The following is a 21,925-nucleotide window of genomic DNA, read 5'->3' on the forward strand; positions in this document are numbered from 1 at the left end:
TGTCTCTAAGACATAACTCTTAGAGGTAAAGATTAGGCTTTAAAGGCTAAACCTTAAACTGCTTAATCTTACCGTCGAGCTCTTGCGCGTTGCTTTCCATAAGCTGGGAAGTCTCAAGAAGCTCGCCAACCACCACTACAGATGCTTCAACAAGTTCACGAACATTGGTCAGGTTAACGCTCATCTCTTCAGCAACACTGCTTTGTTGGCCCGCAGCGGTTGCGATCTGGAAGTTCATATCATTGATTTGGTTGACTTGGCTGACGATACCATCAAGCTCAGAGCCTGCATTAGTCACCAGATCAACGCCTTCTGCTGCTTCCACAACACTTTTCTCCATCAGCCCAACCGCGGAGTTAGCACTGCTTTGCAGGTGGCTGATCATGTCTTGGATTTCTACTGTCGCTTGCTGAGTACGCTGTGCAAGATTACGAACCTCATCGGCAACAACAGCAAAACCGCGACCCGCCTCACCTGCACGCGCCGCTTCAATCGCTGCGTTTAAGGCCAGTAAATTGGTTTGTTCTGAAATACCTTGGATAGTACCAACCACGCTGCCGATTGAATCAACGCGCTCTTCAACTTGGTTTACCGCCGCAGCTGAAGCTGCGATGTCGGAAGACAGCTCACTCATCTTAGAAACCGATCCCTGCACGAACTTCTGACCTGTCAATGCTTGGCCTGATGCCTGCTCTGTTAGAGAAGAGGCACTTTGTGCATGTTCGGCTACGGTTTGTACCGTTGACGTCATCTCACTCATTGCTGTCGCAAGCTGATCGATCTCATTGAACTCTTCTTGAGCCGAATCTTTGGTTTCCGACATGCTGATGGTCATCACTTCTGTCAAAGCAAATAACTCATCTGAAGAGGCTACCTGAGTTTTGATCATGTCGTTCAATTGAACTCGCGTTTTTTCGAGTTCGCGTGCCACATCGCCGTATTCATCCTTACAATCCATATGAATTGGCACTGACAGATTCTTGTCTGCCATCGTTTTGATTGCATCATTCAAGTATTGCGTTTGACGGAGCATAACGCGAGCTGCTGCTAATAGAAGAACCACAAATACAATGATCATCAAGGCGGTTTGCCAAGCTACTTGAACGAGGTAAGTTTCATAATGCTGCTGGGCAACTTGGGTATTGTTTGTTGCTGCAAGCAATGAATCGTAAAACGTACTTGCGTCCCATAGCTGCTTTGAAATGATCAAAATCGTGCTGAATACCATCAGCATGATCATTTTCGGAACGAGACGAACGTCAGAGATTACCCTTTCCCACGGCTTGAATGACACTTTAGTCATTGTCAGTTCTCCATTAACTCTTATATATTGATGGCTTCTATATCCGCGACATGGCTATGTCAGTCAAAATTCGCAATTTATTTTGAGCCTCGTATGAATGTTAAATAGTATCAAAGACACAGCCAAGCCGATGAGCTTATTATCACTGATTCTCTCTTTCCTAGCGTTATTTGTGATCTCAGGCTTATTGTTTGCACCAATTGATAAAGAATCGAAACAAGTCCTTATCGGCCTCGATTTTATAATCTGTAGTGTTTTTCTTTTTCAGCTCACAATAGACCTATTCAGATCACAAAACAAAACCGAATTCTTAAAAGTTCATTGGATCGACTTTTTGGCGAGCATTCCAATGATCGAACCGCTTCGTTTTGCTCGTATATTTCAGATATTGCGTGTCATCTTGGTATTACGCTCCAGCAAGCGCATTTTCAGAGAACTGTTTCGCAACCGCAGAGAGACCACTCTCGCCTCAATCATTCTGTTATTGGTAATTTTGCTTACTATCGGCGCCGGTACCATTCTGTTGTTAGAACACAAAGCTCCTAACGCAAACATTACTACCGGCTATGATGCTTTGTGGTGGGCTTTCGTAACAATCAGTACCGTTGGTTACGGCGATCACTTTCCAGTGACCAATTCAGGAAAACTGGTTGCTTCTCTAGTTATCGTTTGTGGGGTAGGTGTTTTTGGTATGATTTCAGGTTTGATAACCTCACTCATCACTTCTCCAACCGATTTACAAAATCAGCAATTGGAGAATAAAGAACGTAAACTGGATAAGATTCTAGAGCAGCAACAATTGATACTCGAACGGCTAGAAAGGCTTGAGCAACAAACAAAAAAATAGGACCGAAGCCCTATTTTATCATTCATATTGGTGTGGGGTTTAGTCTTGCCAGTACGGCTCAACTTCTACACTGATTTGGCGCGTCTGCTCCATTGCATGCAAAATGGACACTTCTTGGCGAGCTAACCAACGTTCCAATTGAACTTTCTCATCACCTTCCAACTTTTCAGTCAGCGGCTCTAGCGTTCTTAGCATCAGCAAATCATCAATCCCTTGTACCATGTCGGCCCACGGTAAGCGGAAACTGTTACGTTCAACATCGTCGTATAAACTCGCAAAACCGACGCCGGTATATAGACTGCGCATCAAACGGTATTGTTGGTCAATATACGCTTGGCTCGTCATCACTCGTTCTGGTGGAAAAACTTCCATGAGATCTGCCCACGTACGATCAAGCTGTTGCACCGAAAACCATTCAATACCACGAGCCATTTGCTCACGAGCTTTATCGTCTAAAAACGGCTGCCAACCACGAGATAAAATCCAACGGCTTAGGTCTAATAATAGCCCTGTGTAGCGAGAAGAACTCAGTAAGGTAAGAAGCTCTTCGCGGTCTGGCAGTTGATCTTGCATCTCTTTCAGCTCAGTCACTAAAAACTTACGGGCATCTAACTTACGCAGGACATGGCCTTTATCTTCTAGCAAATCTTCAAAGTGGTCATAGGTTTTTAGCCAGTCGAGTTCTTGCTCAAGCCACTTAAGCTCTTGGCGTAAAATAGCACTTGCACGTCTTGGTACAATACCGCCATAAATGGTGAAGGTTTGACGAATAAAGCTCAGCGAATGACTGATCTCATGCAGTGCTTCTATTGATTGGCGTTCTGTGAAAATCTGCTCATGATAATGCCAATGAGCGAGAGCATGCTCTAACGATTGAATAAAACACGATTCAACGGTGTCACTTTTGTCGGTATCAACTAAGGTTAAAGGAGTCACTTCATCTCCTTGATAACCTTGAGCAAGACGATACCCTTTGGCTGCCTTACTGAGGTTACCGAGGCGCATGCCACCATGCTCAGAAAATTGGCGGGATAGAGTAAACAGAGCGTCCGTTTGGCCTGATTTAAGTTCTAACTCAACTTCACAAATAGGCTCTTGCAGTTCACCAGACTCAACAAAGCCTTGGTCGAACGCAACCTCAACCTGGCTACCATCAGGCATGCCAATCAACCATTGTTCACGAGTGAAGTTAGTAGAGAAAAGAGGCGTAAGCTCAGCTTGCAGCGCGTCGATATCTTTCCCCTCTGGCCAAATGTCCTCAGGGTGCAAAGATAACTTAGGTTCGTTATTGTCGTGTTCGGCATTGTATTCAGGCCTTTGATGCAAGCCAGCAACGACACGTCCTGCAGTCTTTACGGTTTGTACAAATACGTCATCAAAGCGTCGAATGCGCAAGCCGATATCGTGCTTACGTAACCAGTTGTCAGGGGTGTCAAAGTAGATATTACCTAGCTCACGACAACTGTGCTGAAGTACTTTAGTTTCAGAAATTTTATTGCGTAAAGTCTCTGAAAAATCAGGCGAAACAAAAAACTTCAGTTCTATCTCGGTTTCCATAGTTATACCTTTCTGTGAAGATAGGGACAGGATATTGCCAATTTGAACACTCGGCAAGTCAGAAATATCGCCCTTATGATGATCTAAAACAGTTTTAATGAGAGATTGATTAGGTTAACATGCGCGACTTTGTAGCCATCGCTTAACATTTCACCGTGAATATGGTGTATGTTGTTTTAAGGTTATTATTTATTAGGTTGGATGACCATGCCAGTAAATACAATTATGGGGTTATTTGCAAAGTCCCCAATTAAACCTTTGCAGCGTCACGTGGTATGCGTGAACGAATGTTGTTCTCACCTGATTAATTTCTTTGAAGTATCTTCAAAAGGTGATTGGGAAAAAGCATCAGAAATTCGAGCTCAAATTTCTCACCTTGAGAAAGAAGCTGACGTACTAAAACGTGAAATTCGCCTGAAACTTCCTCGCGGTTTGTTTATGCCAGTTGATCGCACCGATATGTTGGAGCTATTAACTCAACAAGACAAACTTGCAAACCTAGCGAAAGACATTGCTGGCCGTGTATATGGTCGCCAACTTGTCATTCCAGCGCCAATGCAACAGAACTTCATCGCTTACGTTAAACGTTGCCTAGACGCAGCGAACCAAGCACAAAAAGTAATCAACGAACTAGACGAATTACTTGAAACTGGCTTTAAAGGCCGTGAAGTAACACTCGTTGCTGAAATGATTCATCAATTAGATGTTATTGAAGATGATACCGACGCGATGCAGATCGAACTACGCCAGCAGCTAATGGCGATTGAAGGCGATCTGAATCCAGTTGACATCATGTTCTTATACAAGATTCTTGAATGGGTTGGTGGTATTGCAGATCAAGCACAGCGTGTTGGCGCTCGTCTTGAAGTAATGCTTTCTCGATCTTAAATCATACGTTAACCATATAACGAAGAGCACTTTTTCAACCAAACCACTTATGCGCTGAGTATTTCTCTCGCTGAGCGGTTTTTTGCGTCTAAATTTGCTCCGCTTGTTATCAAACAACTAGGTATTACGATGGATATCCTTGCTAACTACGGCACTGTCCTGATTATTGTTGCAGCAGCTTTCGGTTTCTTGATGGCTATTGGTATTGGTGCAAATGACGTTGCGAACGCAATGGGCACCTCAGTAGGCTCTAAAGCTCTAACTGTAAAACAAGCGATCATTATCGCAATGATCTTTGAGTTCGCAGGTGCTTACCTTGCGGGTGGCGAAGTCACTGACACTATCCGTAAAGGTGTTATCGAAACATCTCTCTTCGCTCATCAACCGGATGTACTTGTGTACGGTATGATGTCTGCGCTACTGGCTGCTGGTACATGGTTGCTTCTAGCATCATACATGGGCTGGCCAGTATCAACGACTCACTCTATCATCGGTGCAATCATCGGTTTTGCTTGTGTGTCTGTAGGTACTGAAGCTGTAGACTGGAACAGCGTTCAAGGTATTGTGGGGAGTTGGATTGTCACACCGTTGATTTCCGGTATCTTTGCCTATCTCATTTTTGTAAGTGCTCAGCGACTGATATTCGATACAGAAAACCCGCTGTTTAACGCTAAACGTTTTGTACCTGTGTACATGTTCATTACGACAATGGTTATTGCACTTGTAACGATCAAGAAAGGTCTTAAACACGTTGGCCTTCACCTAAGCGGTACTGAAGCATGGTTATGGGCGGCAGGTGTTTCTGCTGTCGTCATGGTTGGCGGTTACTTATACATTCAAAAGAAATTTGCTAACCGTGAAGAAGACCATGGCTTTGCTGGCGTTGAAGGTATCTTCAGCGTACTAATGGTTATCACAGCTTGTGCCATGGCATTCGCACACGGTTCAAACGACGTAGCTAACGCGATTGGTCCTCTATCTGCGGTTGTTTCAACCGTTGAGCACATGGGTGAAATCTCAGGTAAGAGCACTATCGCATGGTGGATTCTTCCACTCGGTGGTATTGGTATCGTTGTTGGTCTTGCTACCATGGGTCATAAAGTAATGGCAACGGTTGGTACCGGTATTACAGAACTAACACCTAGCCGTGGCTTTGCCGCTCAACTAGCAACGGCATGTACGGTTGTACTGGCTTCTGGTACTGGCCTTCCAATTTCAACCACGCAAACATTGGTTGGTGCGGTTTTAGGTGTAGGTTTTGCTCGTGGTATCGCAGCACTCAACCTAGGCGTTGTGCGTAACATCGTTGCTTCGTGGATTGTAACGCTACCTGCAGGTGCTCTACTTGCTGTTGTATTCTTTTATGCAATTCAGGCTATGTTTACCATGTAATAGCCCTTGCGCTAGTAAGCACTAGCGTCAGAAAACGGTAAGTTTCAGTAATGATATGTAAATGTCATGTCATTATTGACTCAAACGCACAGAAAGGGAGGCTTTGCCTCCCTTCTTTGTTGCACCACATAAAAAAACTAAATATCATTTGCTGATTGAGGCAGACTCATACGCCTACCCAATTTGAATCGTTAAGGGATTTACTGTGAAAAAACTGATTAGCTTAGTTTTGTTCGCAATGCTTGCGGCTCCAGCTGCCTTTGCACAAGACCGTTATATTGCTGACAAACTGTTTACTTATATGCATTCTGGCCCAAACAATACTTACCGTATTATCGGTAGTGTTGATGCTGGTGAAAAGATTACATATCTACAAACAAACAAGAGCACGGGTTACACTCAGATCCAAGATAACCGTGGCCGTAAAGGTTGGGTTGAGAGTAAGTTTGTAAGCACTCAAGAAAGTATGGCACTGCGCATGCCGAAACTAGAGAAAGAGTTAACAGAGGTAAAGGGCAAACTAGCCAATGCACGCCAAAGTGCTGACAGTGAAAAAGCAGGTCTAGCCAGCTCTCTAGAGTCTCGTAACAAGCAAATTGCTGAACTTGAGCAAAACTACAGCGAGATTAGCCAACAGCTCACGAGCTCTCAAACAGAAAACCGTGAACTGCGTGCTAAACTAGATACTCAGAAAGATGACCTATTATTGAAGTACTTCATGTACGGTGGTGGTGTTGCTGGTGTTGGTTTACTTCTTGGCCTTATCCTGCCACACATTATGCCTCGTCGCAGAAAGTCGCCAAACGGTTGGGCGTAAGCTTATCGTTTTGTGTCAGGTACAGTGAACTCAGTATCAAATATCAAAAAGGAGCACCGCGGGGCTCCTTTTTATTTGCCTGTCACTTTGGTCATCAATTCAAACAATCTCGCTTTTCCACTAGCCTTGCCATTCGTACAGGGCTGGGATCTCTATCTTCTGCTGGTTGAACTCAATAATCACCGATTGAGGCTTAACCTCTAACAGCTGAATGTCTTGTCCTATCCAATCTCCTTGAGCCACTTCTTGGCCATTCACTTTGACCCAGCGTTTGGTTTCACTACTCGAGTACATATGAGTTTGTAGGTCTAACTTAGGCAACACTCCAGATAAGCTATTGGTATGCGTTTCCAACTCAATGACCTGAGAACCCGTTTTCCCTGCGGGTCTAGAACCCATCATGGGCGCGCTTTGTTGCTCGCCCATGATGGATTCAAGCTTCAATGCCAATTCAGGTGGTAACTCACTGAAGTCTAACCCTTTCAGCAAGTCACTATCCGATTGCAACTCGTTACTCTCACCGGTCATACTTGACTGAACCGTTGGTTGAGCACGACCTGACTCAGCACTGGCTGTTGTTTGCGTTGTGCTATTAGTATTGGCCATCACTACTGCTGTGTCAGCTGCGACATTGGTACTTTCCAGCTCAATCGGCGCATACATTTCTTGGCGAGGTAATACTTTTAACGTTTTACTTGTCGGCGCTACACGAACAGCAAACAACGCTTCATCAGCTTCCACCGCTGTAGCTTCAGTCTGTGTTCTGGTTTCAATCCTTTGAGTTTCAAGCTCAGGCTGAATCTTTGACTCTGGTTGCACGAGACTGACGGGTTGATTGGCCAACACCTGTTGTTGGCTATACGATTGATAAGCCAGAACGCCACCCACCAACAAAGAAGGAACCAAGATTAAGAGCAACCCCATCGCTAACGATGAACCTCGTTTGTTGCTAACCCCTTTTGCAGAATTAGAAACATGATGATTCTGGTAGCCTTTGAAGGCGGGTTTATTAATAGAAGATTGTTTGTGAGACGACGGTTTAAGTTCGTGCATAATACGTGACATTAGCTTTCGCCCCCTTCTAGTGACATCAACTTGGGAGAGTCAAGTTGAGCTAATCTTTGTAATCTTGTTAACGTCTGTTTTCCAGCGATGCCGTCTACAGATATCCCCTGCCAAGCCTGAAAAGCTTCAACTTTCATTTTTAACTCATCGTCGAACACATCACTTCCAGAGACACCTTCACCCAATACTTCAGACAGTAACAGATCAAGCAACGCAATCGCCTCACCTCGATGGCCTTGTTTAAGCATCTCTCTTAGCGGCTGTTTCCAAATCGCGACATAATCGCCTTGCCAAATTTTCTCTAAGGATTGCTTCGGCATCACCAAGAGCTTTTCATTCACCAGTAACTCGACAGAATCCTCAGACACACCATACAGCACAGCAAACACTGGCTTTTGGTCTATGTCGAGATTAAGTACCACAGGTACACTAAGTTCTAACAATGTATCTAAATTGGCCTGCTGCTGCTCGCACACAAAGACACTTTGTGGCTCACTTAAGCACAAACCATCTCGCAGGGAAGATTGATACCCCCACAGGGTATAAAGATCCTGAATAGCAAGAGATCGGTTAGTTCCCAGCATCAAGTGCTGCTGAATGTGTTTGGGTAATTCAAACTTAGAAGGTTCAGGCTCAACGACTAATTTAGGAGCCTCTGCTAACAAAGAGCGCTGAGCTTCTACAGATACTGGAAGTTGTGCTTCGTTGGAACTTTTAGGCGGTAACCATGAATCTATGTATGCTGGGGCAAAGTTAAACGTCGCTACCGCGAGGCCAACACTTAACGTGGCAATTCCTACGTATTGAAATAATTTAGCTGCTACGTGGGTGACTCGAGGGCTTTCAACATGATACACCTCAGCTTGAAAAGCCATAATCTGCTGACAAGCTCGGTTAACCGTCTCATTTGAGGGCGTTTGCTCACCATCATGGAAAGCTAACTGCAGTGCTTTATCACACACCAAGTTAATCAACCTTGGAATACCATGAGTATATTGGGCGATCAGCTTGATAGAACGGTTGGAAAACAACATCTGCTCACCACCCGCGGTTTCCAAACGAAACGCGATGTACTTACCCGTTTCTTCAGTATTAAGAGGCAGTAAGTGATAACGACCAGTAATGCGCTGAGCAAGCTGACGCAATTGCGTGGTCTGTAGATGTTGCTGCAATTCCGGTTGGCCAACCAACAGCACTTTTAACAACTTGCGACTGTCGGTTTCCAAATTGGTTAGAAGGCGTAACTGCTCCAACACATCGGCAGCGAGGTGCTGAGCTTCATCAATGACCAATAAGGTTTGAATACCGTCTGCATGGCTATCAAGCAGAAAATGATGAATCGCCTGACTCAGTTGCTTGAGCGATGCTTGTTCAGGGTATTCCACCTCAAACTCATCACAGATAGCTTCAAGCAAATCGGTATTCGAAAACGTAGGGTTGAGTATAAGGCCTGCTTGAGTCTGATTATCGAGTGAAGACAACATCGCTTTAGCGACCGTTGTTTTACCAGTACCAACTTCACCAGTAAGCATTGCAAAGCCCCCACCCTCGCCTAAACCGGCTTGTAGGTTCTGCATCGCCTCTTGGTGGCGCTGACTCAAAAACAAATAGCGAGAATTTGGTACAATCGAAAATGGCATCTCAACGAAGCCAAAATATTCCTTATACATGTGCTGCCCTATAATTACGATTAATGGAAAGTACCATTGCTTGCCGTAAAGTCCAGCAGTGATAAAACATTTCGAGGTGATAAGTTGCAAATATACGATAGCCTACCAAAAGGTAATGGCCTACAACGCTATCTTGTCGGTGGAGCAGTGCGCGATAAACTGCTTAATATTGACAGTTATGATAGAGATTGGGTCGTGGTAGGAAGTACCCCTCAAGAGATGAAAAGCCTTGGTTTCTCGGCTGTAGGTAAAGACTTCCCCGTATTCCTGCATCCAAAAACTAAAGAAGAACACGCACTGGCTCGTACCGAAAGAAAGTCAGGCTCTGGTTACACCGGCTTCGAATGTTACTTTGCCCCAGACGTAAGCCTAGAAGAAGATCTGATGCGTCGAGATCTGACGATCAACGCCATCGCTCAAGATGACAAAGGCCAGCTTTACGATCCTTACCACGGCCAACAAGATCTCTCAAATCGCATTTTAAGACATGTTTCCGATGCTTTTGTTGAAGACCCGCTTCGTGTGCTGCGTGTTGCGCGTTTCGCTGCCAAACTTCACCACCTCAACTTTACAGTCGCACCTGAAACCATGGTGATGATGAGTGAGATCGTGCAATCTGGTGAACTGGCACACCTTACCGCAGAGCGAGTTTGGCAAGAGTGGCACAAATCACTCAGTACACCACACCCTGAAGTGTTCCTCTCGGTTTTAAGAGAGTGCGGTGCATTAGCGGTCGTTCTTCCAGAAATTGATGCCTTGTTTGGTGTACCTCAACCTGAAAAGTGGCACCCAGAAATCGACACGGGGATTCACACTCTGATGGTGGCTCAGCAAGCTGCGCTATTAAGCCCATCGTTACCCGTGCGTTTTGCCGCTCAAGTGCATGATTTAGGTAAAGGTATTACGCCAGAAAGCGAGTGGCCAAGCCACAAAATGCACTGTCATACTGGCTTGAAGATCATTAAGAAGCTATGTGACAGAGTAAGAGTGCCTAATGAATTTAGAGATCTCGCACTGTTAGTCTGTGAGCAACACTCTAATATTCACCGTGCGGGTGAACTCAAACCGACGACCTTTCTCAAGGTTCTCAACAAGTTTGATGTTTGGCGCAAGCCTGAGAGGCTCAACGACATATTGCTTTGCTGCCAAGCCGACCATGCTGGTCGTAAAGGATTAGAAGATCAGCCTTATCCTCAGAAAGCGCGTTTTGAGGCAGCTTATCAAGCCGCGTTACAAGTCGAAGTAAAAGCGATCATTGCCGATGGTTTTCAAGGTAAAGATATTCGAGAAGAGCAAGAGAAGCGCAGAGCTGCCGCGATTGAAAATGCCCTATCAGAACTTGCATATCATTAATCTTCATAACGCTAATTACCATGCATTAAAAAACCCGCGACTAAGCGGGTTTTTTCGTTTCAATCTTTAGGACGCAACATTTGCCTATGTAAGTCGAGTGCTACTGCATCATTAAGAAAGCAAACAGACCAAAACCGAGAATCAAGCGGTAGATAACAAACGGCGTCATGCCCATCCGCGAAATAAGCTTCAAGAAAAAGTAAATGCAGATATAAGCACTAATGAAAGAAACCGCGATACCCGTAAGCAAGGTGCCTACATGGATTGGGTCACCACTCGTCACCAGCTTCAGACCTAAGTAACCACCAGCCAAAGTGATGATTGGAATAGACATTAAGAATGAGAATCGAGCCGCGGCTTCACGAGTAAAACCAAGATAAAGCGCTGCGGTAATTGTCGCACCAGAACGCGACGTACCCGGAATGATCGCCATTGCCTGAGCGAGGCCAATAAACAACGCTTTTTTCCAACCGGCTTGATATTCGTCATCACGCAGACTTGAGTTTTTATCGACCCACCATAGCAACAGACCAAAGACAATTGTGGTCGTGGCAATGACCCACGCACTGCGTAAATAAAGCTCGACAATATCTTTCATCAGCAGACCAAAGATACAGGCTGGAATCGTCGCGAGAATGATCATCCACGCCAGCTTCGCTTCTTTGCTGCGATCGCCCTTAAATACCGAGCCAAAGAAAGCACTCAAAAGAGACACAACTTCTTTGCGGAAATAGATCACCACAGCCGCCAAAGTACCGACATGGACAGCGACATCAAAAGCCAAGCCTTGATCTTCCCAGCCTAATACAGCCGAAGGAAGGATTAAGTGTGCGGAACTGGAAATAGGTAGAAATTCAGTAAAGCCTTGTACCAACGCCAACATAAACGCTTCAAAATAACTCATTACTTACCTTAAAATTATAATTTTATATTTACGACAGAGAGCGAGTCTAATTGCTGCATCTTCTGCCATATTTCACGGACAGTTCTTCCGTCTTGCGGGATCACTCTCGCAGGACAGAGATCATAAAGTGGTTGTGTTACAAAAGGGTATTTATAGATATCACTGCGTGGTAATTCTGGATCACTCTCAGAAACCACCTCTCCAAACAGCACAATATCAAGGTCGAGCTTTCGATCTTGAAGTTTATGCGCATCTTGAGAACGACCCCATTTAAACTCAATTTTACGCAGTTGCTGTGAAAATTCAGTCAATGAGAGTGATGTGTCGAGTTCTATCACAAAGTTATAAAACGAGTGGCTATTAAAACCGACAGGCTCACAGTGATAGATTTTAGAGCATTTAAGGTTAGTCCCTAACGATTGAAGCTCTGTCCATGCCACCCTTGCATGCTTGTCGCGGTCTATGTTCGTGCCAACACCAACATAGGCTATTGTCATGCCTGACCTCTTTCGATGATCACGCCAACGGATTTTGCTTGTGGTACCGCGCCCGGCTTCGCTAAACGGATCTTAATCCACGGCACTGAAAATTGAGTCATAATTAATTCAGCGACTTCTTCTGCTACACGTTCAACCAATAGGAATCGGCCATTAGCAATATGTTCAAGTACGGCCGTGCTCACTGTCGAGTAGTCCAAAGCATCAACCACATCATCACTCTTGCCAGCAGGGCGGTTGTCATGAGCCATTTCAATATCGAGCACAAGTTTTTGTTTAATCTCTTGCTCCCAATCGTAAACACCGATCGTTGTAATTACTTCTAGCTGTTCAATGAAAACTTTATCCAGTGCCATGACTTGTCCTTTTAGAGGTCGGATACCCATATTGGGGAAAAAAACGTATTATTAGCGTAATTCCAGATATGATACCAATTACTCTTAGATTGAGCATTATTTTCCCACCGTTAAGCTTATAACCGTTTAAGGAAAGACATGACCCCATTGGCACTAATCATGATCATTGCAGCCTATTTGCTAGGCTCAATCTCTAGTGCGGTCTTGATATGCCGAGTCTTAAGGCTCCCAGATCCAAGAACGGTGGGCTCGAATAACCCCGGAGCAACCAATGTGTTACGTGTCGGAGGCAAAGGTGCCGCGGCATCAGTACTACTCTGTGACATGCTTAAAGGCACTATCCCCGTCTGGCTTGGTTACTATCTCAAGATCGATCCGATCATTTTAGGAGTTGTGGCGATTGCGGCATGCCTTGGCCATATGTACCCAATATTCTTCCACTTTAAAGGTGGTAAAGGCGTCGCAACGGCACTCGGAGCCATCGCCCCAATTGGATTCGATCTAACGGGAATGATCATGGCGACTTGGTTAGTGATGGCGTTTTTGTTTCGCTATTCTTCTTTAGCAGCAATAGTCACTGTGCTACTTGCCCCATTTTACGCTTGGTTAGTCAAACCTCAATATACGCTGCCAGTTGCCATGCTATGTTGCTTGATCGTACTGCGTCATCACCAGAATATCCGTCGCCTACTTGATGGCAGTGAACCAAAAATTGGACAAAAAAAATCGACTTAAACCGTTCTATATGTCTAGCCGAAGCAAGCAGAAGAAACAAGTGTAAGTCGAACAAAGTTACAGCCAAGTAATGATACTCGACTCTGAATAGATTAAAGTAGGTGCTTGTCTAAAAAGCCTTTCAACATCTTATTCACAAACTCTGGTTGCTCTAGCGAGCTAATATGGCCAGCATCAGGAATCACCACCAGCTCACTGCCAGTAATGCAATCATGCATTAAGTAAGACTCAAGTACCGGACGCGGTTTATCTTCTTGTCCAACGGCAATCAAAACCGGCAGAGCAAAATTCTCTACAGCTTCAATCATATCTCGGCGACCAAACACCATTCGACCAATTCGCGCGACTTCTTCAGCTTGCTCACCTTCAAGAGCCGATAGCTGCTGAGTAAAGCCTACAACCAAATCGGGTGTGTTTGTTTGAGCATCGTTAGCAAAAAACAATGGCACAACCGCTTCTACAATCGGTTGAGGGACCATCTTTGTTTGGGTGATGGTATCTAACATGTGGAAGTATTTAGCGTGAGCGACTTCTGGCTCTAGACCAACGAAAGTATCCATTAGAACCAAAGACTTGATTCGCGCAGGTGCTAGCTCCGCTAACTCGGCTCCCCACATGCCGCCAACCGATAAGCCAACAACAGAGAACTCTTCGATGTCCAAATGATCCAGCAATGACAACACGTGCTGAGCGTAGTCCTTCAAGTTACGCATCGAGTTCGGTGCAGCTTGAGACTCACCATGAGACCAAAATTCTGGCACAATACAACGGTACTGAGTTTTCAACGCCTCAATCTGTGGCTTCCACATCGCGCTATCCCAAAGGTAGCTGTGACCCAATACAACAACCGGGCCCTCACCTTCATCTAGGTACGCCATCGATTGATTGTCTACTGTGAACTTGTTCATCTTCTTCCCTAATCTCTACTACGCATATCGTTCAAGTATATAAATCGACGATACATAAAAACGGCCGCACAAGGCGACCGCATGTTAAACACTCTGCTTTATTCAGCAATTGGCTCAAGTTGATCAATCGGCCAACGCGGTGTAGCGTGAACGGATAAATCGGCTGTTTCACCATTTTTCAGGCGCTGCATACCTGCGTAAGCAATCATGGCGCCGTTATCAGTGCAGAACTCTGTACGTGGGTAGTACACCTCACCACCAACTTTTTTGGCCAGTGCTTCAAGCTCAACACGCAGTTGTTTGTTGGCACTTACACCACCGGCAATCACTATACGTTTCATGCCCGTCTCTACCAAGGCACGCTTACATTTGATGACCAAGGTGGCACAAACCGCTTCTTGGAACGCGTACGCAATATCCGCACGAGTCTGATCATCATTGTCGTTGTCACGAATCGTATTCGCTGCAAAGGTTTTCAGACCAGAAAAACTCATGTCTAGGCCCGGGCGGTCTGTCATTGGACGAGGGAACTTAAAGCGACCTGGTGTGCCTTTTTCTGCGAGTCGAGATAGCAACGGACCACCTGGGTAATCTAAGCCCATCAACTTCGCCGTTTTATCAAACGCTTCACCCGCCGCATCATCAATCGATTCACCAAGAATTCGATACTCGCCAATACCTTTCACTTCAACCATCATCGTATGACCGCCAGAAACCAGCAACGCTACAAATGGGAATGGTGGCGGGTTATCTTCTAGCATAGGCGCAAGAAGGTGACCTTCCATGTGGTGAACAGGCACCGCAGGCACACCCCAAGCGTAAGCAATACTGCGGCCAATGGTTGCACCTACAAGCAGTGCGCCCACTAAACCTGGGCCAGCCGTGTAAGCCACAGCGTCAATGTCTTTCGACGTTAGGTTTGCTTCTGCTAATGCCGCTTTAATAAGAGGAATTGTTTTCTTCACGTGGTCACGTGAAGCAAGCTCAGGTACTACACCACCGTAATCGGCGTGCAGTTTTACTTGGCTGTATAATTGATGAGAAAGTAGCCCTTGCTCATCATCATAAATCGCGATTCCTGTCTCATCACAAGAGGTTTCAATACCAATAATGCGCATAATTTTCTCGGCACGCTTTCGTCTAAAATGGGAAATTAGCGCAATATTACCCTGCCTAAGCGCTTCAAACAAATATTGTACAGACTATAATCGACAAAGTGCTTTACAAAGCCACTGTGATCGGATTAAAATTCCGCACCATTTTTGATCAAGCTGGTTAATGGCCAAACGCGAATAGAGAGTTAGCTCGATGGGTAACTTCTCTGATTTGGTACTGAGTGGCCAGCGATAATGAATAACCCCTGAGGTGAAAGGCATATGCCAATAGTTAAAGTACGTGAAAACGAACCGTTCGACGTTGCACTACGTCGTTTCAAGCGCTCTTGTGAAAAAGCAGGTATCCTTTCTGAAGTTCGCCGTCGCGAGCATTACGAAAAGCCAACTACAGTTCGCAAACGCGCTAAAGCAGCAGCTCAAAAGCGTCACGCTAAGAAGCTAGCTCGCGAAAACGCACGTCGCGTTCGCCTGTACTAATAACTTAATCCATAAGGACTGAGTTATGGCTCTTATTGAACAACTCAAAGAAGAGCAAAAATTAGCGATGAAAGCCAAGGACAAACCGCGCCTTGGTACTATCCGCTTAGCTCTTTCAGCAATCAAGCAACGTGAAGTTGACGAACGGATCACTCTGAACGACGACGACATCCTTGCTGTATTAGTTAAAATGGTTAAGCAACGTCGCGATTCTGTTGCTCAATATGAATTAGCAAATCGTCAAGATCTTGCTGATGTGGAACAAGCAGAAATTGCTGTACTTGAAGGCTTTATGCCTCAACCGTTAACAGAAGAAGAAGTTATTGCACTACTTGATAGCGCAATCGCTGAAGCTCAACCAGCGGGCATGCAAGACATGGGTAAAGTAATGGCTATCTTGAAACCACAAATTCAAGGGCGTGCAGATATGGGTAAAGTTAGTGGTTTAGTTCGCTCTAAACTCGCTTAATCCCAAATCAAATTGCAACAAGCCGTGCAATCCTTCGGAACGCACGGCTTGTTTGTATCTATAACCTATTCACACTATTATGATCCACACTCTCAGTTAGTGCATTTTTCTAAGGTTTTATGGCAGGACACATCCCGCGTAGTTTCATCGATGATCTCCTAGCGCGTCTCGACATTGTCGATATTGTGGACGCACGCGTGAAACTTAAGAAAAAAGGCAAAAACTATGGTGCTTGTTGCCCATTTCACAACGAAAAAACTCCCTCTTTCAGCGTAAGCCAAGAAAAACAGTTTTATCACTGCTTTGGTTGTGGCGTGCATGGTAATGCCATCGACTTCATGATGGAGTTCGAACGCCTCGACTTTGTAGAGGCGATTGAAGAACTTGCTTCATTTCTAGGCTTAGATGTGCCAAGAGAGCAACGCAGCGGCGAAATATCAACAACACCAAGAGCCAACAGCGAACAAAAACGTAACCTCTATGATTTGATGGGCGGCATCAGCCAGTTCTATCGCTCACAACTCAAAATATCAGCCAACAAACCTGCGATTGAATACCTAAAAAATCGTGGTCTGTCTGGCGAAATCGTCCAGAAGTTTGGTATTGGTTACGTTGCCGACGAGTGGGACTTGGTTCGTAAAAATTTTGGGCAGCAAAAAGAAGCCCAAGACATGCTTGTCACTGGCGGCATGTTAATAGAGAACGATAAAGGCAACCGATACGACCGATTCCGTGGACGCGTGATGTTCCCGATTCGCGATCGTCGCGGCCGAGTAATCGGGTTTGGTGGTCGTGTTTTAGAAGATGGCACACCGAAATACCTAAACTCACCAGAAACGCCGATCTTCCATAAAGGTAAAGAGCTTTACGGCCTTTACGAAGTGCTGCAAGCCTACCGTGAACCGCCGCAAATACTTGTGGTTGAAGGTTACATGGATGTCGTGGCACTCGCGCAATATGGTGTAGATTACTCAGTGGCATCACTGGGCACCTCGACAACTGGTGACCATGTTCAAATGTTGTTCCGCCAAACCAGTACTGTGGTTTGTTGTTACGATGGTGACCGAGCAGGCAAAGAAGCGGCATGGCGCGCACTAGAAAATGCCCTTGAGTACCTAAAAACCGGCAACACGCTTAAGTTTCTGTTCTTGCCCGACGGTGAAGACCCAGACAGCTATATTAGAGAGCATGGTAAAGCCGCTTTTGAACAACTGGTCCACAATGCGACGCCGCTTTCGGCCTATTTGTTCGATAACCTGATTGAAATACACAAGTTGAACTTGGGAACAACCGAAGGGAAATCAGCACTGCGTGCACACGCCAGCGCCTTGATTAACAAAATTCCTGACAGTTACTTCCAAGAACTGCTCGAAAAACTGCTCGATGAGCGAACTGGATTTGATAACCAATTGAGACGTGCGCGTGTTCATACACAGAACACGACACCTCAACCGCATAAAGAGCTCAAGCGCACTCCGATGCGTGAAGTTATCGCTTTGCTTATCCAAAATCCGAGCTATGCTGATATGGTGCCGGATTTATCAAGTGTCAAAGGCTTACAACTGCCGGGACTAAGTTTATTCGTCGAAGTACTTGATATCTGCCAAGTGAACCCCCATATCAGCACAGGCCAATTATTAGAAAATTGGCGAGAAAGCAAACATGACGCTCTTCTGTCTCGTCTCGCGAGTTGGGAAATCCCCCTCGTTGAAGACAACCAAGAAGACATATTTTTAGATTCATTGGACAACATCCTTGCCCAGTGCGTTGAAAAACAAATTGAAAACCTGCAGGCCAAAGCAAGAAGTGTCGGTTTATCAGCCGAAGAAAAAAGGGAGCTGCTAGCTTTAATGCTAGATCTAAAAGCGTAACCCTGTTTGATTAGTCAGCATTTAATAAATTTGTTAACATAATTGGTTTGCATTTGAGAATGCAACGTCCTTCACCAGACCTGAAGTTGGATATCATCTATGGATCAAAATCCGCAGTCACAGCTTAAATTACTTGTTATTAAAGGCAAGGAACAAGGCTATCTGACCTACGCCGAAGTAAACGACCACCTACCTGCAGAAATCGTGGATTCTGAGCAGGTAGAAGACATCATTCAAATGATTAACGACATGGGTATTAAGGTAGTAGAAACTGCACCTGATGCTGATGATCTAGCATTGAATGATGACGATGCCAATATAGATGAAGATGCAGCTGAAGCTGCTGCTGCTGCGCTTTCAAGCGTAGAAAGCGAGATTGGCCGTACTACAGACCCAGTTCGTATGTACATGCGTGAAATGGGTACCGTTGAACTACTGACTCGTGAAGGCGAAATCGACATTGCGAAACGTATTGAAGATGGTATCAATACGGTTCAACTATCTGTTGCTGAGTACCCAGGCACCATTCCATACATTTTGGAACAGTTTGACCGCGTACAAGCAGAAGAGATTCGCTTAACAGACCTGATCAATGGCTTTGTTGACCCTGATGACGATGGCACTGCAGCGCCAACGGCAACACACATCGGTTCAGAGCTAGCTAAAACAGATCTGGAAGACGAAGACAAAGAAGACGCTGAAGACGACGAGGAAGAGGAAGAAGATACAGGTATCGATCCTGAACTTGCTCTTGAGAAGTTTACAGCACTTCGTACTAGCTATCAAAACCGTCAGCTAGCAATCAATGAATACGGCCACGAGAGCCCGAAAGCAACACTTGCAACAACAATGATGCAAGACGTATTCAAAGAATTCCGTCTGACGCCAAAACAGTTTGACTACCTAGTAAATGAGCTTCGTACGTCAATGGATCGAGTACGTACTCAAGAACGCCTAATCATGCGTCAAACCGTTGAGTACGGCAAAATGCCGAAGAAATCTTTCATTGCTCTATTTACTGGTAATGAATCTAGCGAAGCATGGTTGGATGAAGTTCTTGCTTCAGACAAGCCATACGCTGAAAAGATCAAACGTAACGAGCACGACATCCGTCGTTCTATCCAAAAACTGGATATGATCGAGCGTGAAACGTCTCTAACGGTTCAAAGCATTAAAGATATCAGCCGTCGTATGTCTATCGGTGAAGCGAAAGCTCGTCGTGCGAAGAAAGAGATGGTTGAAGCGAACTTACGTCTAGTAATCTCGATTGCTAAGAAGTACACAAACCGTGGCCTACAATTCTTGGATCTAATCCAAGAAGGTAACATCGGCCTAATGAAAGCCGTAGATAAGTTTGAATACCGTCGTGGTTACAAATTCTCTACTTACGCTACGTGGTGGATCCGTCAAGCAATCACTCGTTCGATTGCTGACCAAGCTCGTACTATCCGTATTCCGGTTCACATGATCGAAACGATCAACAAACTAAACCGTATCTCTCGTCAAATGCTACAAGAGATGGGTCGTGAACCACTACCGGAAGAACTGGCTGAGCGCATGCAAATGCCTGAAGATAAGATCCGTAAAGTACTGAAAATCGCTAAAGAGCCAATCTCAATGGAGACACCAATCGGTGACGACGAAGATTCGCACCTAGGTGATTTCATCGAGGATACGACTCTTGAGCTACCTTTAGACTCTGCAACGGCAACAAGCCTACGCGGTGCAACGAAAGACGTTCTTGCGGGCCTAACACCTCGTGAAGCTAAAGTACTGCGTATGCGTTTCGGTATCGACATGAACACTGACCACACTCTAGAAGAAGTGGGTAAACAGTTCGATGTTACTCGTGAACGTATCCGTCAGATCGAAGCAAAAGCACTACGTAAACTTCGCCACCCAAGCCGCTCAGAAACTCTGCGTAGCTTCCTAGACGAATAATCACACGCTTTAATGTGGTTAGCTTTTAAGCTTAAAATAGAAAAGGTGAGCGTTGGCTCACCTTTTTTGTGCCTGTATGATTTAAGTGGCTAAGATGTAAGCGGAATTGGCCCCGATAGAGTCTAGACACCATTGAACGGTTCCCCTATAATCTATGCCCTATACGGCCCCTTAGCTCAGTGGTTAGAGCGCACGACTCATAATCGTTCGGTCCCCAGTTCAAATCTGGGAGGGGCCACCAAATTAGAAAAGCCAGAACAGTTCACACTGCTCTGGCTTTTTGCTTTTCTGGTTCAGTACCAATCGCGCCCTGCACTTCCTAACTACAAACGAATCGTCCCGCACACAATTCCAATTGTCTCTCTGTGACTAAGCTTACTTTTCTTTTATAAAAAAATCGGCAATATGAGCGTACACAAATCGTTCAATAGTTCAGGGAAGACTCATGAAAGACGAAACACTCTCGATTCACTTCGGCTACGAAACCGATCCAACAACTAAATCAGTTGCGACACCTATTTATCAAACCGTCGCGTATGAGTTCGATGATGCACAACACGGTGCCGACCTATTCAACCTTGCAGTGCCAGGTAATATCTACACTCGTATAATGAACCCGACCAATGATGTGCTGGAAAAACGCATGGCGGCCTTAGAAGGTGGGATTGCAGGCTTAGTCGTGAGTGCAGGCAGCGCGGCGATCAACTACGCGATTCAGACCTTGGCGCAAATCGGTGACAACATTGTTTCAACGCCTCAGCTTTACGGTGGTACTTACACCCTATTTGCTCATATGTTGCCAAACCAAGGGATAGAAGTTCGCTTTGCCAAGGACGACAAACCAGAAAGCTTAGCGGCATTAATCGATGAAAAAACCAAGGCGGTTTATTGTGAAAGTATCGGTAACCCTGCTGGTAATATCATCGACTTAGAACGTGTGGCAGAGCTTGCTCACGCACAAGGTGTACCTGTGATTGTTGATAATACGGTGGCGACGCCTGTGTTGTGTAAACCTATCGATTTTGGTGCTGACATCGTGGTGCACTCACTAACAAAGTACGTTGGTGGCCATGGCACAACGTTGGGTGGTGTTATTGTCGACTCAGGAAAATTCCCATGGGCACAACACAAAGACCGCTTCCCTGTATTTAATCAGCCAGAACCCTCTTACCATGGTGTGGTTTATACTGAGGCCTTTGGTGAGGCTGCGTTTATTGGTCGAGCTAGAACGGTTCCCCTGCGTAATACAGGTGCAGCACTGTCACCAATGAATGCTTTCATGTTAATGCAAGGCTTGGAAACGTTGTCGTTACGTATGGAGCGACACACAGAGAACGCATTGAAAGTGGCGGAATATCTCAAGCAACACGAGAAAGTCAGTTGGGTAAGTTACGCTGGCCTGCCTGATTCAGAATTCTATCCACTCGCTGAAAAGTACATGCAAGGTAAGCCATCGGCCATTCTATCTTTTGGTTTAAAAGACGGTTATGAAGCCGGTGTTCGCTTCTATGATGCGCTGCAAATCTTCAAGCGCCTAGTAAACATTGGCGATGCGAAATCTCTCGCTTGTCACCCAGCTTCGACGACACACCGTCAATTAAGCGAAGCGGAACAAAAGCAAGCTGGTGTATCACCAGAGATGATTCGCCTCTCAGTTGGTATTGAACACATTGACGATATCTTGGCTGACCTAGAGCAAGCACTTAATGCTTAACGCCGTTAAAGCTAGATCTAACGCTGATCGTTAGCTAACAGACACA

At 45.3% G+C, this 21,925-nt stretch carries 20 protein-coding genes and 1 tRNA gene; 12 read left to right on the forward strand and 9 right to left on the reverse strand.

Annotated elements, in window-relative coordinates:
• Positions 1-46: 46 nt before the first annotated feature.
• Complete coding sequence (locus ACED48_RS05055; RefSeq protein WP_017056015.1) at positions 47-1,303, reverse strand: methyl-accepting chemotaxis protein; 1,257 nt, start codon at positions 1,301-1,303, stop codon at positions 47-49.
• A 97-nt stretch (positions 1,304-1,400) separates the two neighbouring features.
• On the opposite strand from ACED48_RS05055, the gene ACED48_RS05060 reads away from it, so the two are divergent.
• Positions 1,401-2,150 (forward strand): potassium channel family protein, encoded by a 750-nt coding sequence (locus ACED48_RS05060; RefSeq protein ID WP_017056014.1) that lies wholly within the window; start codon positions 1,401-1,403, stop codon positions 2,148-2,150.
• A 39-nt stretch (positions 2,151-2,189) separates the two neighbouring features.
• Here ACED48_RS05060 and ACED48_RS05065 read toward each other — a convergent pair whose 3' ends face one another.
• Positions 2,190-3,707 carry an inorganic triphosphatase gene (locus tag ACED48_RS05065; protein WP_017056013.1) on the reverse strand — a complete coding sequence of 506 codons (1,518 nt, stop codon included), beginning with the start codon at positions 3,705-3,707 and terminating at the stop codon, positions 2,190-2,192.
• A 207-nt stretch (positions 3,708-3,914) separates the two neighbouring features.
• On the opposite strand from ACED48_RS05065, the gene ACED48_RS05070 reads away from it, so the two are divergent.
• The 3 genes from ACED48_RS05070 to ACED48_RS05080 all read left to right on the forward strand — a co-directional run bounded on the left by ACED48_RS05070 (position 3,915) and on the right by ACED48_RS05080 (position 6,804).
• Positions 3,915-4,595, forward strand: a complete 681-nt coding sequence (locus ACED48_RS05070; RefSeq protein WP_017056012.1) for a TIGR00153 family protein — start codon at positions 3,915-3,917, stop codon at positions 4,593-4,595.
• Between the two features lie 129 nt (positions 4,596-4,724).
• On the forward strand, positions 4,725-5,987 hold the full coding sequence (locus tag ACED48_RS05075; RefSeq protein ID WP_017056011.1) for an inorganic phosphate transporter: 1,263 nt from the start codon (positions 4,725-4,727) through the stop codon (positions 5,985-5,987).
• Between the two features lie 205 nt (positions 5,988-6,192).
• Complete coding sequence (locus ACED48_RS05080) at positions 6,193-6,804, forward strand: TIGR04211 family SH3 domain-containing protein (RefSeq protein WP_017056010.1); 612 nt, start codon at positions 6,193-6,195, stop codon at positions 6,802-6,804.
• Positions 6,805-6,924: 120 nt separating this feature from the next.
• On the opposite strand, the gene ACED48_RS05085 is transcribed toward ACED48_RS05080, so the two are convergent.
• Both ACED48_RS05085 and ACED48_RS05090 read right to left on the reverse strand, forming a co-directional pair.
• Positions 6,925-7,869, reverse strand: a complete 945-nt coding sequence (locus ACED48_RS05085; RefSeq protein WP_017056009.1) for a general secretion pathway protein GspB — start codon at positions 7,867-7,869, stop codon at positions 6,925-6,927.
• Positions 7,869-9,539: an ExeA family protein gene (locus tag ACED48_RS05090; protein WP_198928345.1), complete on the reverse strand. Its 1,671-nt coding sequence runs from the start codon at positions 9,537-9,539 to the stop codon at positions 7,869-7,871. Before ACED48_RS05090 ends, ACED48_RS05085 begins: the two co-directional genes overlap by 1 nt.
• 36 nt (positions 9,540-9,575) lie before the next feature.
• Here ACED48_RS05090 and ACED48_RS05095 point away from each other — a divergent pair, with 36 nt between their 5' ends.
• Positions 9,576-10,892 (forward strand): multifunctional CCA addition/repair protein, encoded by a 1,317-nt coding sequence (locus ACED48_RS05095; protein ID WP_017056007.1) that lies wholly within the window; start codon positions 9,576-9,578, stop codon positions 10,890-10,892.
• Between the two features lie 100 nt (positions 10,893-10,992).
• Here the strand turns inward: ACED48_RS05095 and ACED48_RS05100 are convergent, their stop codons facing one another.
• Genes ACED48_RS05100 through folB form a run of 3 tightly spaced genes read right to left on the reverse strand, consistent with a single transcriptional unit; the run spans position 10,993 to position 12,649 of the window.
• Positions 10,993-11,796 carry an undecaprenyl-diphosphate phosphatase gene (locus tag ACED48_RS05100; RefSeq protein WP_017056006.1) on the reverse strand — a complete coding sequence of 268 codons (804 nt, stop codon included), beginning with the start codon at positions 11,794-11,796 and terminating at the stop codon, positions 10,993-10,995.
• Positions 11,797-11,810: 14 nt separating this feature from the next.
• Positions 11,811-12,293 carry a 2-amino-4-hydroxy-6-hydroxymethyldihydropteridine diphosphokinase gene (folK, locus tag ACED48_RS05105; protein WP_017056005.1) on the reverse strand — a complete coding sequence of 161 codons (483 nt, stop codon included), beginning with the start codon at positions 12,291-12,293 and terminating at the stop codon, positions 11,811-11,813.
• The gene (gene folB, locus ACED48_RS05110; RefSeq protein WP_017056004.1) at positions 12,290-12,649 is read right to left on the reverse strand and encodes a dihydroneopterin aldolase; all 360 of its coding nucleotides are present in this window, start codon (positions 12,647-12,649) and stop codon (positions 12,290-12,292) included. Before folB ends, folK begins: the two co-directional genes overlap by 4 nt.
• A gap of 138 nt (positions 12,650-12,787) precedes the next feature.
• On the opposite strand from folB, the gene plsY reads away from it, so the two are divergent.
• A complete protein-coding gene (gene plsY, locus ACED48_RS05115) occupies positions 12,788-13,384 on the forward strand; it encodes a glycerol-3-phosphate 1-O-acyltransferase PlsY (protein ID WP_017056003.1) in 597 nt (198 codons plus the stop codon).
• 92 nt (positions 13,385-13,476) lie between these two features.
• On the opposite strand, the gene ACED48_RS05120 is transcribed toward plsY, so the two are convergent.
• Positions 13,477-14,292 carry an alpha/beta fold hydrolase gene (locus ACED48_RS05120; RefSeq protein WP_017056002.1) on the reverse strand — a complete coding sequence of 272 codons (816 nt, stop codon included), beginning with the start codon at positions 14,290-14,292 and terminating at the stop codon, positions 13,477-13,479.
• Between the two features lie 98 nt (positions 14,293-14,390).
• Positions 14,391-15,410, reverse strand: a complete 1,020-nt coding sequence (tsaD, locus tag ACED48_RS05125; RefSeq protein ID WP_017056001.1) for a tRNA (adenosine(37)-N6)-threonylcarbamoyltransferase complex transferase subunit TsaD — start codon at positions 15,408-15,410, stop codon at positions 14,391-14,393.
• A 258-nt stretch (positions 15,411-15,668) separates the two neighbouring features.
• Here tsaD and rpsU point away from each other — a divergent pair, with 258 nt between their 5' ends.
• The 6 genes from rpsU to ACED48_RS05155 all read left to right on the forward strand — a co-directional run bounded on the left by rpsU (position 15,669) and on the right by ACED48_RS05155 (position 21,879).
• Positions 15,669-15,884, forward strand: a complete 216-nt coding sequence (rpsU, locus tag ACED48_RS05130) for a 30S ribosomal protein S21 (RefSeq protein ID WP_004396009.1) — start codon at positions 15,669-15,671, stop codon at positions 15,882-15,884.
• Positions 15,885-15,909: 25 nt separating this feature from the next.
• Positions 15,910-16,353: a GatB/YqeY domain-containing protein gene (locus tag ACED48_RS05135; RefSeq protein ID WP_017056000.1), complete on the forward strand. Its 444-nt coding sequence runs from the start codon at positions 15,910-15,912 to the stop codon at positions 16,351-16,353.
• Positions 16,354-16,472: 119 nt separating this feature from the next.
• The gene (gene dnaG, locus ACED48_RS05140) at positions 16,473-18,224 is read left to right on the forward strand and encodes a DNA primase (protein ID WP_017055999.1); all 1,752 of its coding nucleotides are present in this window, start codon (positions 16,473-16,475) and stop codon (positions 18,222-18,224) included.
• A gap of 99 nt (positions 18,225-18,323) precedes the next feature.
• Positions 18,324-20,165 (forward strand): RNA polymerase sigma factor RpoD, encoded by a 1,842-nt coding sequence (gene rpoD, locus ACED48_RS05145; RefSeq protein WP_017055998.1) that lies wholly within the window; start codon positions 18,324-18,326, stop codon positions 20,163-20,165.
• Between the two features lie 165 nt (positions 20,166-20,330).
• A tRNA-Ile gene (locus tag ACED48_RS05150) sits at positions 20,331-20,406 on the forward strand.
• Positions 20,407-20,610: 204 nt separating this feature from the next.
• Complete coding sequence (locus tag ACED48_RS05155) at positions 20,611-21,879, forward strand: O-acetylhomoserine aminocarboxypropyltransferase/cysteine synthase family protein (RefSeq protein ID WP_017055997.1); 1,269 nt, start codon at positions 20,611-20,613, stop codon at positions 21,877-21,879.
• Positions 21,880-21,925: the final 46 nt, after the last annotated feature.

This window comes from Vibrio sp. 5S239, from assembly GCF_041439575.1.
GTDB lineage: Bacteria > Pseudomonadota > Gammaproteobacteria > Enterobacterales > Vibrionaceae > Vibrio > Vibrio kanaloae.